Origin of the sequence: Pseudomonas sp. Sample_22, assembly GCF_004307635.1 — a bacterium.
Classification (GTDB): domain Bacteria; phylum Pseudomonadota; class Gammaproteobacteria; order Pseudomonadales; family Pseudomonadaceae; genus Aquipseudomonas.
Window position 1 is genome coordinate 24,043 of the sequence record NZ_RCNY01000089.1, and the last position, 15,466, is coordinate 39,508.

Annotated in this window: 13 protein-coding genes; 4 read left to right on the forward strand and 9 right to left on the reverse strand. The window is 59.4% G+C overall.

Annotated features, from left to right (window positions below; translation table 11 throughout):
• Positions 1-109 precede the first annotated feature (109 nt).
• Positions 110-1,033 (forward strand): LysR family transcriptional regulator, encoded by a 924-nt coding sequence (locus tag D8U73_RS25905; RefSeq protein ID WP_056856941.1) that lies wholly within the window; start codon positions 110-112, stop codon positions 1,031-1,033.
• Between the two features lie 37 nt (positions 1,034-1,070).
• On the opposite strand, the gene D8U73_RS25910 is transcribed toward D8U73_RS25905, so the two are convergent.
• The 5 genes from D8U73_RS25910 to D8U73_RS25930 all read right to left on the reverse strand — a co-directional run bounded on the left by D8U73_RS25910 (position 1,071) and on the right by D8U73_RS25930 (position 7,794).
• Positions 1,071-2,183 (reverse strand): GlxA family transcriptional regulator, encoded by a 1,113-nt coding sequence (locus tag D8U73_RS25910; RefSeq protein WP_130906128.1) that lies wholly within the window; start codon positions 2,181-2,183, stop codon positions 1,071-1,073.
• Between the two features lie 108 nt (positions 2,184-2,291).
• Positions 2,292-3,692 (reverse strand): GABA permease, encoded by a 1,401-nt coding sequence (gabP, locus tag D8U73_RS25915; protein WP_130906129.1) that lies wholly within the window; start codon positions 3,690-3,692, stop codon positions 2,292-2,294.
• Between the two features lie 451 nt (positions 3,693-4,143).
• The gene (locus tag D8U73_RS25920; protein ID WP_130906130.1) at positions 4,144-4,872 is read right to left on the reverse strand and encodes an aspartate/glutamate racemase family protein; all 729 of its coding nucleotides are present in this window, start codon (positions 4,870-4,872) and stop codon (positions 4,144-4,146) included.
• 56 nt (positions 4,873-4,928) lie between these two features.
• Complete coding sequence (locus D8U73_RS25925) at positions 4,929-6,470, reverse strand: NCS1 family nucleobase:cation symporter-1 (protein WP_130906131.1); 1,542 nt, start codon at positions 6,468-6,470, stop codon at positions 4,929-4,931.
• A 583-nt stretch (positions 6,471-7,053) separates the two neighbouring features.
• Positions 7,054-7,794: a phosphoadenylyl-sulfate reductase gene (locus D8U73_RS25930; protein WP_130906132.1), complete on the reverse strand. Its 741-nt coding sequence runs from the start codon at positions 7,792-7,794 to the stop codon at positions 7,054-7,056.
• Between the two features lie 172 nt (positions 7,795-7,966).
• Here D8U73_RS25930 and thrH point away from each other — a divergent pair, with 172 nt between their 5' ends.
• The gene (thrH, locus tag D8U73_RS25935; RefSeq protein ID WP_056856947.1) at positions 7,967-8,584 is read left to right on the forward strand and encodes a bifunctional phosphoserine phosphatase/homoserine phosphotransferase ThrH; all 618 of its coding nucleotides are present in this window, start codon (positions 7,967-7,969) and stop codon (positions 8,582-8,584) included.
• Positions 8,585-8,727: 143 nt separating this feature from the next.
• On the opposite strand, the gene pabB is transcribed toward thrH, so the two are convergent.
• The 4 genes from pabB to D8U73_RS25960 form a co-directional block, all read right to left on the reverse strand.
• On the reverse strand, positions 8,728-10,065 hold the full coding sequence (pabB, locus tag D8U73_RS25940) for an aminodeoxychorismate synthase component I (protein WP_130906133.1): 1,338 nt from the start codon (positions 10,063-10,065) through the stop codon (positions 8,728-8,730).
• A gap of 217 nt (positions 10,066-10,282) precedes the next feature.
• Positions 10,283-11,269: an alpha-L-glutamate ligase-like protein gene (locus tag D8U73_RS25950; protein ID WP_130906135.1), complete on the reverse strand. Its 987-nt coding sequence runs from the start codon at positions 11,267-11,269 to the stop codon at positions 10,283-10,285.
• A complete protein-coding gene (locus D8U73_RS25955) occupies positions 11,269-12,804 on the reverse strand; it encodes an inactive transglutaminase family protein (RefSeq protein ID WP_056856950.1) in 1,536 nt (511 codons plus the stop codon). Before D8U73_RS25955 ends, D8U73_RS25950 begins: the two co-directional genes overlap by 1 nt.
• Positions 12,805-12,809: 5 nt before the next feature.
• Entirely contained in the window at positions 12,810-13,346 is a 537-nt protein-coding gene (locus tag D8U73_RS25960) for an ATP-dependent zinc protease (RefSeq protein ID WP_130906136.1), read from the reverse strand.
• Positions 13,347-13,771: 425 nt separating this feature from the next.
• Here D8U73_RS25960 and D8U73_RS25965 point away from each other — a divergent pair, with 425 nt between their 5' ends.
• Together D8U73_RS25965 and prpB are read left to right on the forward strand one after the other, a co-directional pair.
• A complete protein-coding gene (locus tag D8U73_RS25965) occupies positions 13,772-14,491 on the forward strand; it encodes a GntR family transcriptional regulator (RefSeq protein ID WP_056856952.1) in 720 nt (239 codons plus the stop codon).
• Positions 14,488-15,378, forward strand: coding sequence for a methylisocitrate lyase (prpB, locus tag D8U73_RS25970; RefSeq protein ID WP_056856953.1), 891 nt, complete (start codon positions 14,488-14,490; stop codon positions 15,376-15,378). Before D8U73_RS25965 ends, prpB begins: the two co-directional genes overlap by 4 nt.
• Positions 15,379-15,466: the final 88 nt, after the last annotated feature.

A 15,466-nucleotide genomic window follows, 5' to 3' on the forward strand; every position in this document is an offset into this window, starting at 1 on the left:
CCCCAGGCGAGATGCCGGGTTGATGGAGCCTAGTATCGATTGAGGATTACCCTCTGAGTAGACCGCAATTGAGATAGTCTGTGTAAACCAAAAGTTTATAGTGGCGCCTATGGAAACCTTCAGCAGTATCGAATGCTTTGTGCGCAGCGCCGAAGTCGGCAGCTTCGCCGAAGCCGCGCGCCGCCTGAGCCTGACGCCTGCGGCGGTGGGCAAGAGCGTGGCCAAGCTGGAAGCACGGCTGGGCGTGCGGTTGTTTCAACGCAGTACCCGCAGCCTGACGCTGACCGAGGCCGGTCATTTGTTTCTGAGTGAGGTGAGCGCCAGTCTGCACACCATCCAGAATGCGGTGGCCAACCTCGCCAGCGCCGAGGGACGTCCGGCCGGAACGCTGAAGGTCAGCATGGGCACGGTGTTCGGACGTTTGTACATCGTGCCGTTGCTGGGGGAATTTTTGCGGCGTTATCCGGCGATCAATCCTGACTGGCATTTCGATAACCGCCAGGTGGATCTGATCGGTCAGGGTTTCGATGCGGCGATTGGTGGCGGATTCGAACTGCCTCAAGGCGTGGTGGCGCGCAAACTGACGCCGGCCCATCGGGTGTTGGTGGCGAGCACCGATTACCTGGCCAAGCGTGCAGCCATTGTCGAACCCGACGATCTCGGGCAACACGACGGCATTCTGATTCGTTCGCCGCAGACGGGGCGCGTGCGTTCCTGGCAATTGACCAGCCGCACTCAGCAACACAGTCCGCTGACCCTCAAGGCGCGCATGACCATGAGTGATTCGGAAGCCGCCTGTGCCACGGCGACCCAAGGCCTCGGCATTGCGCTGGTGAGCATGCCATTCGCCGTGGGCTATCTGGAGGCCGGAACCTTGCAGCGGGTTTTGCCGGACTGGTATGTCGATGACGGCAATATCTCGATCTATTACGCCGAGCACAAACTGTTGCCGGGCAAGACCCGGGCGTTTGTCGATTTCATTATTGAGCAGTTTGCAGAGCGGGGATTGGCGGGGCGGTTCAGTGCGCTTTGAGCATGGCGGTCGACCGAGGCGCGACAGGCGCGGCCAGTCAGCATGATTGCGACAATTGAGAACGATCAATCATTCGAACACTGGCAAAGGTGGATTCGTTTCGTGCCTGGTCGAATGCTGTCAGTGGTTTGGACGATGACGGCTGCATCGTCTCCCGTGATGGCGGTTTGCGGCTCATGTCGCTAGCGGTACGCTCTTCACTGGGGGGCACACCAAAGTACTCGCGATAGCACTTGGAAAAGTGCGGCGTGGAGACGAAACCGCAGACATACGCCAACTCAATGATCGACATCGATGTTTGCTTGAGCAGTTGCCGCGCCCGAACAAGACGTAACCTCAGGTAGTAGCGTGACGGCGTACAGTGCAGGTATTTCTGAAATAGCCGCTCCAGCTGTCGACGTGATAAAGCCACATATTCTGCAAGATTATCCAGCTCGATCGGCTCTTCGAGATTGGCTTCCATCAACGCTACGATCTCCTGCAGCTTGGGTTGATGAGTGCCCAGCACATGCCTGAGCGGAACGCGCTGGTGGTCCTGTTCGTCGCGTATCCGCTCGTAAACAAACATCTCGGAAATGGCTGCAGACAATTCACGACCATGATCGCGACCGATCAGGTGCAGCATCATGTCGAGTGGCGCTGTTCCCCCGGAGCTAGTGAGCCGGTTTCGGTCCAGGGTGAAGAGACTTGCACTGATGCTCACGCGTGGAAAAGCCTCCTGCATGGCGGCCAGAAATTCCCAATGCACGCTGCACTCGTAGCCGTCGAGAAGCCCGGCTTTTGCGAGTGCCCAGCTTCCGGTGCACACGCCACCTAATCGTCTGGATTGACGTGCCAAGGCTTGCAGCCAGGTAACGTGTTCGCGGGTAATCACGCTTTGGATGCCGATACCACCGCACACGATGACCGTGTCCGCGACGCAGGGATTGTTCCATGAAGCATCCGGCGTGATCGACACACCGTCACTGGCCCAGACAGGCGCTCCATCGGAGCTGAATGTATGCCAGCGATACAGCTCTCGCCCCGACAACTGATTGGCCATGCGCAATGGCTCGACCGCGGATGCCAAGGAAATCAGGGTGAATTGATCCAGCAGCAGAAAACCGACGGATTGAGTCGTACCGTCGGGCACGGTGGGCTTCGATGACATCGGGGGCATTTCCTGGCAGGGATCGGTTGCGGTCTGAGCGGCTGGAACGAGTAATACCGCCACGCTTGGCGTGGGCGGTATTACCATTTACGCGTGTACCTTTGTGGTTTATCCCACCGAGGTCACGCTCGCAGCCTGGGCGGGGTGACGCGACGTCAACAGGCCGATAAGGGAAATCGCCAACGCCAGTCCGATGGTTGAACTGACTTCGGTGCGGTGCTCCGGGGTGATCATCATGACGGCCAGCGCTGCGCAGATGAACACAATGACCAGCCAGGTCAGCCATGGAAACAGCCACATGCGAAAGGTCAGCTCGATGTTCTGCCGACGCAACATTCGGCGCATGCGCAGCTGCGACACCGCAATGGCCAGGTACACCAGCAAGGCAATCGCACCGGAGCTGGCGAGCAGAAAGTTGAACAGCCCGGCGGGCATGAAGTAGCTCCACACAGTGATCAACGCGCCCAGCAGGGTGCTGGCAATGACTGCTGCACGCGGCACGCCTTCCGAGGAGGTTGCCTTCAGCGCTTTCGGCGCGTCTCCACGGCGGCCCAGCGAATACAGCATGCGCGAAGCAATGTAGATCGAGGAGTTCATGCAACTGGCTACGGCGATCAGGACCACCACGTCCACCATGAACTTGGCGTGGGGAATGTTCATGATTTCCAGTGCGCGCTGGTAGGAACCTACCTGGGCGAGCAGTGGATCGTTCCAGGGCACCACGGAGATGACGACGAAAATCGATAGCAGGTAAAACACCCCGATGCGCCAGATCACCGAACGCGTGGCCTTGGCAATGTTCTGCGCCGGATTATTGGATTCGGCGGCAGCGATGGTGACCGCCTCGGTCCCAATGAAACTGAACATGATCGTGATGAAGGCACCTACCACCGCCGACAGGCCGTTAGGGGCAAACCCGCCGTGTTCGGCCATCAGGCCGCTCAAGCCGCTGACCTCTCGGTCGGGAACCCAACCCATCAACACGGCGAAACCCACGCCGATGAAACCAATGATCGCCACCACCTTGGCCATGGCAAACCAGAATTCGAATTCGCCGTATTTGGAAACACTGAACAGATTGGTAATCACTAAAGCAATGATCGACACCAAAGCGAACAACCAGGAATCAATCTGAGGGAACCACTGGTTCAACACGTGGCCTGCGGCCAACGCTTCGATAGGGATCACCAGCACCCAGAACCACCAATACAGCCAGCCGATAGTGAAGCCAGCCCAGCGACCTATCGCTTGGTCGGCATAAGTGGAGAACGAGCCTGTGTCCGGGTTGGCTACCGCCATTTCGCCGAGCATGCGCATGACCAGAACGACGAGCAGACCGGAGAACAGATAGGCCAGCAGGACTGCCGGGCCAGCCGCTGCAATAGCGTGTCCTGAGCCAACGAATAAACCGGCGCCGATAATCCCGGCGATGGATAGCATTGTTACGTGACGAGGCTTGAAGCCCTGCGCCAATTGGCCATTGGAATCCTTTGAGCTCGGGCTAATCATTGGTTTATTTTTCTCTGCTGATCGACATTTAAGCGTGTTGATAACAGCGACGAACCATCATTCGTCGACTGCTGTGCACCCATTCAAAGCGGCACCGTTCAAACGCTGCTGTTCTTATCAAACCCATCATCGTGATGTGGTTTTTGAGATGAAAAGACGCGTCACCTTACCCGGCTTGTCCGACGATTCAGTTGCCTGTCCGCGTCGCCTCCTGGCCTGATATCGACACGCGAGGGTTCAGCGTTCATGCCTGGTACCGACAGGTCACGGAATGGCCGGGTGCGATGGCTTCGTTTTGGCGAGGATGCTGTCAGGGCAGTACGCAGGGGGGGGAATGTGGTTCAGTGCGGTTTCAGTCAGGCACAATACCGAGGTGCTGCCATCGCGGGCAAGCCATGCTCCCACAGATCCAGTGGGAGCCGGGCTTGTCGGCGATGAACGATAACGCGATCTAGCGCATGAACTTCTGCGCCCAGCCAATGATGTTCTTCGGTCGTGGCGTCGCATACGTGCGCACTTTTGACGTCGACAACCGCAAACGCACCAACGACTCGGCAATGGTCACCGCCGCCGTTACGCCATCCACCACCGGCACCCCGGTACGCTGGCGAATCTGCTCGTCGAGCCCGGCCATGCCGCCGCAGCCCAGGCAGATGACTTCCGCTTTGTCCTGAGTCACTGCCAACTCCGCTTGATGCACGATGGCCTCCAGTGCGCGTTGCGGCTCGTGCTCCAGTTCCAGCACCGCCAACCCGCTGGCCCGCACCGACGCGCAGCGATCCCAGAGACCCGAGAGTTTCAGGCGATCCTCGATCAGCGGCACCGTGCGATCGAGGGTGGTCACCACCGAGTACGCATGACCGAGAAACATCGCGGTACTCGCCGCGGCATCGGTGATGTCCACCACCGGGACGTTGAGCAGCTCCTGCAAGCCTTCGCGACCGTGTTCGCCGTATCCGGCCTGGATCACGGCATCGAATGGCTGATCGTAGGACATCACCCGGTCCATGACGGCGATGGCGGCCAGGTAGCTTTCGAAATTGCCTTCGATGGAGTCGGCACCGAAGAAGGGTGTCAAGCCAACGATTTCCGTGCCGGGCGCGGCCACCGCCTGGGCAGAGCGGGCGATGGCCTGGGTGATGGATTCGGTGGTGTTGACGTTGACCACGAGAATTCGCATGGGAGCTCCTTATAGCGGGTGGTTTCGCGGCCCGACGCTGGCAGGCCGCGATGGAGTCAGTGGCTGGCGTTGTCGACCGCGATGGCTTCGCCGCTGATGTCGGCGTAGTGCGGTTGGCGTTTGGCGATGATCAGGTAAAGCAACCCTGCAATCGCAGCGCCGATCAGCCAGGAGAATGGCGACACCAAATGAAAGCCCGGTACCAGTGCCAGGACGATGGCGATCAACGCTGCGGGAATAAACGCCGCCACGGCGCGCAAATTGACCCCACGGCTGTAGTAATAAGCGCCGTTCGGGTCCTCGCTGTACAACTGCGGCACGTTGATCCGGCCTTTTCGTAGCAGCCAGTAGTCGACCATGATCACGCCGTACAGCGGACCCAGCAGGGCGCCGAGGCCAGAGAGGAAGTACACGATCACCAGCGGGCTGTTATAGAGGTTCCACGGCAGGATCAGCACGGCGATGGCCGCGCTGATGAGGCCGGCACGACGGAACGTCAGGTACTTCGGCGCCAGATTACTGAGCACGAACGCCGGGGCAACGAAGTTGGCCATGATATTCACCGCCACGGTGACGATCAGGAATGCCAGGCAGCCGAGGACCAGGAAGAACGTGTTGGGGATCGAGGCGATAATCTCTGTAGGACTTTCAATGATGTGGCCATTGATCTGAAATTGAGCGCCGCACAGCAGGACAGTAATGGCGGCGAACACCAGAATATTGACCGGCAGGCCCCAGAAATTTCCGACCTTGATGGTTTTGCGACACGGCGATGAACGGGCGAAGTCGCAGAAGTTCAGGATCAGCGTGCCGTAGATCGCCAGCCACAGCGCACCACCGGCAAAGATGTTGCGCCACATCTCGCCACCGCTCAGCGGTTCGCGAATTGACCAGGCGATGGTTGCGTCGGCCTGGAAATACATCCAGCCGGCGAGGGCGGCGACGGTCAGCAGAATCACCGGTCCGGCAAACGCCTCATAGCGCCGCACCATTTCCATGCCGTAGGCGAGGATCGCCAGCTGCACGAACCAGATCGCCACGAAGCAGACCCAGCCCAGGGTCGACAGCCCGAGGATCGAGTCGTGGTCATACTCGGCGAAGCCGGGGTGGATCGCCGTCAGCAAGACGCGAAAGACCACCGAGGCCAGGTACGTCTGAATGCCGAACCAGGCGATGGCGATGACCGCGCGGATCAACGCAGGAATTTGCGCCCCGTGTATGCCGAAGCTGATCCGGCTGATGACCGGAAACGGCACACCGGTTTTCTGGCCCATGTAGCCAGACAGGTTCATGAAGAAATACACCAGCGCTGCGCCGATCCCCAGGGACAGGAGAATCTGCCAAGCGCCAAGGCCTAACGCATAAAGACCGATAGCAAACGAATAGTTGGCGATGTTGTGCACGTCGTTGGTCCACAACGCGAAGATGCTGTAGCGACCCCAGCGCCGGCCTTCGGCTTTGGTCGGCGCGAGGTCTTTGTTGTGCAGGCGAGGACTGAGCACCACATAGGAATCAAGGAACTGATCGACAGCGGTTGGTGGGGTGTGGGAGGAGGGCAGATCCAGCGCAAGTTTGTTGTTTGAAAGACTTGTAGGCATTCCGGCAGGCTCCTGATGCTCGACGCCGCGATGACTGTGCATGAGCGCATGGCTCGACAAATCTTCGTCGCGGTGTAGCGAATATCATTGGTTACGGGGCATCTGCAGCCTGTACGGGATAGGGCGTTTCAGGCTTGCGGATCTAAAGTGTGTGTATGTTTTGAATGCATTGTATACAAAACATGCATGCACTTAAGCGAGATCCATGCCAGCCTTACGTTCTATGAACTCCGTTGTTCATTTCGTTTTGTTATGGCTTTTCGCCAAGTCACTGAAATATCGTCGATATAAATTGACCGTTTGAACAGGTATTTATTTCAGGAAGGGAATTTCTGCGCAGGGCTGACGCCGTCATGCACCAGCAGAAATGTAACTTTAGGGGGCGTTTAAAAGAAAAGTGCACACATAAATGGCACCGATGGTGACATTCGTGTGTACACATTTGTTGAGAGGGTCATGCGTCCTGTAGGAGCGAGCCTGCTCGCGATGAACCCGAGAACGCATCGGGGTATCAGTCACCCAGCGTTATCGTTGACGACCATCGTCGGAACGCCGCCCGGAGCAGGCTCGCTCCTACAGTGGTTTATGTGTTGGATTTGCTGATGATGTTGCCGGCATGCAGCCCGCATTCTTTCTGGGTGGCTTCTTCCCACCACCAGCGGCCTTCGCGCTCGTGCTGGTTCGGCAGCACCGGACGAGTGCAGGGCTCGCAGCCGATACTGATGAAGCCGCGTTCATGCAGGCTGTTGTAGGGCAATTCCAGCATGCGGATGTAACCCCAGATTTCTTCGCTGGACATCTGTGCCAGCGGGTTGAATTTGTACAAGGTGCGTTCCGGGGTGGAGAACGCGGTGTCGATCTCCATCACCGCAACAGCGCTGCGGGTACCGGGGCTCTGGTCGCGACGCTGGCCGGTGGCCCAGGCTTTCACGCCGGAGAGTTTGCGTCGCAGCGGCTCGATCTTGCGGATGCCGCAGCATTCGCCATGACCGTCCTTGTAGAAACTGAACAGGCCTTTTTCTTTCACGAACGGTTCGAGCCTGGTGTAGTCCGGTGACATCAGTTCGATGTCGATCTTGTAGTGCTCGCGCACCTGATCGATGAAACGGTACGTCTCGGGATGCAGGCGGCCGGTGTCGAGGCTGAACACCTTGACGTTCTTGTTCAGCTTCCAGGCCATGTCCACCAGCACCACATCCTCGGCACCGCTGAAAGATATCCACAAGTCATCGCCGAACTCGGCGAACGCGAGTTTCAGGATGTCCTGGGCGGATTTGTTGGCATAGGTCGTGGCGAGTTCCACGACGTCGAACGTTGGGCTCATCAGGGCGGCTTCCTACAGGTCGGTGGCGCTGGGCGCTCTATATGGGGCCGATGGTAACAAAAAGCGGCGTCGGTCGGGGCGTCCTCTGCGTTGCGCGGTGGGGGCGGAATCGCTAGAGTTCGGCAGTCTTTTAGCTCGCTCGACCAATAAACAATACAAATGGGAGTGTCTTGTGGAAATTGCCTGTCTGGATCTTGAAGGTGTGCTGGTTCCGGAAATCTGGATCGCCTTCGCCGAAAAAACCGGGATCGAATCCCTCAGGGCCACCACTCGGGACATTCCCGACTATGACGTGCTGATGAAACAGCGCCTGCGGATTCTCGACGAGCACGGCCTGAAGCTTTCGGATATTCAGGAAGTGATCGCCACCCTCAAGCCGCTGGACGGCGCCATCGAGTTCGTCGATTGGCTGCGCGAACGCTTTCAGGTGGTGATCCTGTCGGACACCTTCTACGAATTCTCCCAGCCGCTGATGCGTCAGTTGGGCTTTCCGACCTTGCTCTGCCATCGTCTGATCACCGATGACAGTGGGCGGGTGACGAGCTATCAGTTGCGTCAGAAAGATCCCAAGCGTCAGTCAGTCCTGGCGTTCAAGAGCCTTTACTACCGAGTGATTGCGGCGGGGGATTCCTACAACGACACCACGATGCTGGGCGAAGCGGATGCGGGGATTCTGTTCCACGCGCCGGATAACGTCATTGCAGAGTTCCCGCAGTTCCCGGCGGTGCATACGTTTGAGGAACTGAAGCAGGAGTTCATCAAGGCTTCCAACCGTACCTTGAGTTTGTAAACATCACCTGTGGCGAGGGAGCTTGCTCCCGCTCGGCTGCGCAGCAATCGCAACCCGGTCATGCCTTCTATCTGACTGTAGGCGGTGTCTGGTTTGGGGATGCTTCGCACCCCAGCGGGAGCAAGCTCCCTCGCCACTAAAGGCTATAGGTTCTGCAGGGTATCGAGCAGGACCTTCACCTTGGTGATCGATTCCTGATACTCGGCCTGCCACTCGGAGTCCGCGACGATTCCGCCACCGCCCCAGCAACACACCTGCCCATCCTTGACCAACAGGCTGCGAATGGCGATGGAACTGTCCATTTCGCCGCGCACGTCCAGGTACAGCAAAGAACCGCAATACAGCCCGCGCCGGGTGGGCTCCAGCTCATCGATGATCTGCATCGCGCGGATTTTCGGCGCGCCGGTAATCGAACCACCAGGGAAGCTGCCGGCGATCAGGTCCAGCGCATCGCGATCATCCGCCAATTCTCCGGTCACGCTGCTCACCAGGTGATGCACGTTCGGGTAGCTTTCCAGGCTGAACAGTTCCGGCACCGAGACCGAACCGGTGCGGCAGGTGCGGCCCAGGTCGTTGCGCAGCAAATCGACGATCATCAGGTTCTCTGCGCGGTCCTTGGGGCTGGCCAGCAGTTCGGCAGCGTTTGCCGCATCTTCGACAGGCGTCAGGCCGCGCGGGCGTGTGCCTTTGATCGGGCGGGTTTCGACATGGCCCTTGCTGACTTTGACGAACCGCTCCGGTGACAGGCTGAGCACGGCGCCGCCGTCGGGCAGGCTCTGGAACCCGGAAAACGGTGTCGGGCACGCCAGCCGCAATGCGTTATAGGCCGCCCATGGATCACCCGCGCAAGGCGCGCGAAAACGCTGGGCGAAGTTGACCTGATAGCAGTCGCCGGCCTGGATGTATTGCTCAATACGCTCGATGGCCTGGCGATACTGATCGGCACTCAGATCGGCATTCATCGGCGATTGCAATTTGAATGGCAGGACTGTTTCGCCGGCGGGGTGGCTGAACAGCTGGATCAGGCGCTGACGTTCGCTGTCGGCCAATGTCGGGTGGAACACCAGCTGGCTGGTCATCTGCTGGTGATCGCTGATCAGCGCCCAGTCGTATAAACCGAAACGCGCGTCCGGCAATTGCAGGTCGTCCTGCGCCTGGCTGGGGAGATTCTCCAGATGGCGGCCGAAGTCATAGCTGAGGTAGCCGATCAGGCCACCGGCGAACGGCAGCTCATGGGGAACCTGTGCTTCACCCAGTCGTGTCAGATTGTCGCGAAGGCGTTGCAGGAAATCGCCGCCATTTTCGTCAGGCGAAACCGTGAGTTGTTCCAGCGGCCAGGCGCTGAGCAAGTCGAAGCGGCCACGGTCGGCGTTGGGGCGGCCGCTGTCGAGCAGCACGGCGCCAGGGGCATGACGAATGGCCGCGAAGTACTCGGCGGGGTTGGCGCGATAGGGCAGCGGGTGTACGGAGCAGGTCAGCATGGGCGGGTTGGATCAGCCATCGAGGCGGGGTGGCGATTGTAGTCCCCTCGGGGATTTGCTCCTAGAGGGATGTCGGGGATTGGCAGGTTGAGTGCTTTCGTCGATCGTTCCCACGCTCTGCGTGGGAATGCAGCCCGGGACGCTCCGCGTCCCAAAGCGGACGCAGAGCGTCCATTGAGGCATTCCCACGCAGAGCGTGGGAACGATCAGATCAGGATCAGCCCTCGACCGGCGGAATATGCCCAAACATCTCCTGCACGTACGCCACCCGCTCTTCGACGGTTTCAGTCGCGCCGCGGGCCTTCAACTCTTCCAGTCGTGCCTCGACGGCATGGGTACGCAGCGTCAGTCCGCAATCGTTGGCAATCTGAATGTTCAGGCCCGGCCGGGCATTGAGCTCCAGAATCAGCGGGCCTTTTTCCTGGTCCAGCACCATGTCGACACCGATGTAACCCAGCCCACACAATTCATAGCAACCGGCGGCGAGCTTCATGAAACCGTCCCAGTAGGGCAGTTGCACGCCATCCACCGCGTTGGTGGTGTCCGGGTGCTTGGCGATGATGTTGTTCAGCCAGGTGCCGCGCAGGGTCAAGCCGGTGGCGAGGTCGACGCCGACGCCGATGGCACCCTGGTGCAGGTTGGCCTTGCCGCCGGACTGACGGGTCGGCAGGCGCAGCATGGCCATCACCGGGTAACCCATCAGCACGATAATGCGGATATCCGGCACGCCTTCGTAGCTGATGCTCTTGAAAATCTGGTCCGGGATCACTCGATATTCGATCAGCGCCCGGTCACGGTGGCCGCCCAGCGAATACAGGCCGGTGAGGATGCTGGAGATATGGTGCTCAAGCTCTTCGTGGGCGACGATCTTGCCTGACACCGTGCGATAGCGGCCCTCGAAACGGTCGGCTACCACGATGATGCCATCGCCGCCGGCACCCTGGGCCGGTTTGATCACGAAGTCGTTGCGCCCACCGATGATCTCGCCGAGCTTGTCGATTTCCTTCTCCGTGGAGATCACGCCATACAGTTCCGGCACATGGATGCCGGCGGCGGTGGCGCGCTCCTTGGTGATGATCTTGTCATCGACGATCGGGTACAGGCTGCGCTTGTTGTACTTGAGCACATAGTCGGCGTTACGCCGATTGATGCCCATGATGCCCCGGGCTTCCAGGGCCTTCCAGGTTTTCCAGAAGCCGAACATCAAGCGTCAGCCTTTTTCAGGAAAGCCTTGAAACGCACCAGTTCGGTCAGGCGATAACCGCGATAGCGACCCATCGCCAGCATGAAGCCCACCAGAATCAGCAGGACCGCCGGGAAGGTGAACACGAAGTACACCAGCTCCGGCACGCTCATGATCAGGTGCGCCAGGGAGGCGGCGAACAGGGTGCCGATCGCCACTTTCATGGCATGGCCACCGCCGCGCTCTTCCCAGGTGATCGATAGGCGTTCGATGGTCATGGTCAGAATCACCATCGGGAACAGTGCAACCGAAAGCCCGCGTTCCAGACCGAGTTTGTGGCTGAACAAACTGATGGCTGCGATCAACACCACGACAAAGGTCAGCACTACCGAAAGCCTTGGCAGCATTTGCAGCTTGAGGTGTTCGAGGTAGGAGCGCAGCGACAGCCCCAACGCCGTGATGATGGTAAACAGCACGATGCCGAAGCCGAGCTGGGTTTCGCGGAAGGCCAGGGCAATCAGCACCGGCGTGAACGTGCCCAGTGTCTGGATGCCGATCAGGTTGCGCAGGACCAGGATCACCAGCACGCCAATCGGGATCATCACCATGATCATGAACGTCTGCTGGGTTTGCAGCGGCAGGCCGTACAGCGAGTATTCGAGGAAGTTGGCGTCGGTGTTTTCATCCGTCAGCTTGGCCAGGCGAATGGCGTTCATTTCGCTGTTGTTCATGCTGAAAGTGACAGTGGCTTTCTTGCCGCCATCGACGGTGATCAGGTTTTCATCGCCGGTCCACCACAGCAGGCGGTCGGTCGGCAGACCCTGTTCGCCGGTCTCCGGGTTGAAATACAGCCAGTCGGTGCCGTTGAAGCTGCGCAACCAGAGTTCCGGTGTCTGTGGTTGGTCGGCCACCAGACGGACGGTGTGGACCTTTTCCACCGGGACGTGGGCGATGGACAACAGCAGTTCGACGATCTTCGCCTTGTGCGCCGGGGTCGGATCGCCAGCCAGGAGCATCTTGGCGTTGTCGTCGTTGCTGTTGTTGACCCGCTTGATGGCTTCGCTGATGAAGGTCTCGACGTCGGCCGAATGCTGGCGGATCGGCGCGAGCAAGGCTTCGGCAGCGATTTTTTCAGGGCCTTCGATGGCGATGCTGTCGCGGAAGGTCGGGCCTTTGATCTTGGCTTTTTCAGCGGTGTAGCGCTTGGTCAGCACCAAGCGGTAATACAGCGTCTGGTTGCCCTTGGCCCGGCGCGCCGACCAGGTCACCTTGCGGTTGCCGTCAACGCGGTTCACGGCCACGCCGTAGTTGTTGGAGATGAAGCTCTCGTTGAGGCTGACATAGTCACGGCTCAGCGGCGGCACGAACATCTGGATCTTGACCGGGTCTTTGGCACTGGCGACGAACTCGACCTTGGCGTCGATGTTCCACAAGTCGTCGGTGGCGTCCTCGGTGACGGGAATGCCGAGCACGAAGATCTGATAGGCCGTAACTGAAATGCCCAGCACCACCAGGATGGCGATCAACATTTTCAGATGAAGGGTAAGAGAGCGCATTGGAATTACTCTGCGGTATGAGCGTCGGTAGCGCAGGCGGGTTTGCCGGCAGCGTATTTAAGACTGGGGTCGACCAGCGCATCAAAGCGTTTGAGCGCTTCGGAGCCGATCAGGAGCGGGTATTGGAAGGCACTTCGGTCCGTTAGGTTCACTTCGATACTGCGTAAAGCCGAGCCCATGCAGATATCCAGCTCGATCACCGGACGGGCGGTGTACTTCTTGCCTTCTTCAGGATCGTAGTCACCGGCTCGGCGCTTGATCTTGCTGACACGGGCCAGCGGTCGTTCGATCGGGTGTGAATGAGCGGCATCGATGGCCAGGTAGAAGCGCACCCAGGATTCGCCATTGCGCTTGAAGCGCTTGATGTCGCGGGCACTCAGGGAGGCGGTCTTCGCCCCGGTGTCGAGTTTGGCGGCCACTTCCAGGTCGATACCGCCCAGGGAAGCGTATTCATTGAGGCCGTACACAGTCTTTTCCCCCGCCGCGGCAAAACCCGGCAGGCAAAGAATAAAAAGGAAGGTGGAAAAGGGCTTGAGTCTCATAAATCCTGGTGCGCAGCGGGCCGTACTTCGATTCAAGACCCTGGCATTGCTGCGCAAGCTCCTTCGTATGCCTATCAGTGTTTTATGACAGACCGTGCAGATGTGACAAACAAATGCGGGCGGCATTCTAGCACGGTGGTTTGTTGGCGCCAGCGCTGGCCGGTGGCTATAAACAGAGGGCGCCGCATTGTTGGTCGTTCCGACGCTCTGCGTGGAAACGCATCCAGTGACGCTCCGCATCAGGACTCGAGCCCGGCGTCGCTGGGGAACGTGGAGCGTTCCAGGCGGCGTTCCTGCGCAGAGCGCAGGAACGAACATAAAACAAAGCGGTTATTAGACGATTGTCGACAATATCTATTTATCCTTTGACTAAGCCCTGCGTATTCGTTAGTTTTTGCGGCATTGGCTTTCAAGGTGTCGACAATATGTTGGATCAACTCGATCCCCCGGTTTCTACCCAAGACGATTCGGAGACGCTTTCCGAGAACGTCTTCCGCCGTATCCAGGCGGCCATCGTCAAGGGCGAAATCGCTCCGGGCAGCAAAATCTCCGAGCCGGAGCTGGCCCGTACCTATGGCATCAGCCGAGGCCCGCTGCGCGAGGCCATCCACCGCCTGGAAGGCCAGCGCCTGCTGGTGCGCGTGCCGCACGTCGGCGCACGGGTGGTGTCGCTCAACCATGCCGAGTTGATCGAACTCTACGAAATTCGCGAGTCCCTCGAAGGCATGGCCTGTCGTCTGGCGGCCGAGCGCATGAGCGTCGAAGAAATCGACGAGCTGCGTCGCGTCCTCGAAACCCACGAGCGCGATGAGGCATTCCAGGCCGGCCGCGGTTACTACCAGCAGGAAGGCGATTTCGACTTCCACTACCGGATCATCCAGGGCAGCGGCAACCGCACCTTGACGCAAATGCTTTGCGGCGAGCTGTATCAACTGGTGCGTATGTACCGCATCCAGTTTTCCACCACGCCCAATCGCCCGCACCAGGCTTTTGCCGAACACCACCGAATTCTCGATGCCATCGCCGACCGTGACGGTGAGCTGGCCGAGTTGTTGATGCGCCGCCACATCGGCGCCTCCAAACGCAACATCGCCCGTCATTACCAGGACGGCGTTAACCCGACAGCCAAACGAGGTGAGTCATGAGTTCCAACAAGAGCACTCCAGGCCAGCGTTTCCGCGATGCGGTCGCCAGCGAGCATCCATTGCAAGTGGTCGGCGCCATCAATGCCAACCACGCGTTGCTGGCCAAGCGCGCCGGTTTCAAGGCGATCTACCTCTCCGGTGGCGGGGTGGCTGCTGGCTCCCTCGGTGTTCCGGACCTGGGCATCACCGGCCTGGATGACGTGCTGACCGACGTGCGCCGCATCACGGATGTCTGCGACTTGCCGCTGCTGGTGGACGTGGACACCGGTTTCGGTTCCTCGGCCTTCAACGTTGCCCGTACCGTGAAGTCGATGATCAAGTTCGGCGCGGCGGCGATTCACATCGAAGACCAGGTCGGCGCCAAGCGTTGTGGTCACCGTCCTAATAAAGAGATCGTGAGCCAGCAGGAAATGGTTGACCGTATCAAAGCCGCCGTCGATGCCCGCACCGATGACAGCTTTGTGATCATGGCCCGAACCGACGCCCTGGCGGTGGAAGGCCTGGAGTCTGCCCTGGATCGCGCCGCCGCGTGCATCGAGGCCGGTGCCGACATGGTCTTCCCGGAAGCCATCACTGAACTTGAGATGTACAAGTTGTTCGCCAACCGCGTGAAAGCACCGATCCTGGCCAACATCACCGAATTCGGCGCGACACCGCTGTACACCACCGAACAACTGGCCGCTGCCGACGTTTCGCTGGTGCTGTACCCGCTGTCGGCTTTCCGTGCCATGAACAAGGCGGCAGAAAACGTCTACACCGCGATCCGCCGCGACGGCACGCAACAGAACGTCATCGACACCATGCAGACTCGCATGGAGCTTTACGATCGCATCGACTACCACACCTTCGAGCAGAAGCTCGATGCGTTGTTTGCGGCGAAGAAGTAAAGAACGCCCTGTAGGAGCGAAGCTTGCTCGCGATGGACGCCAATGTTGACGCGGGAAGCCTGATACCCCGCATCGCGAGCAGGCTCGC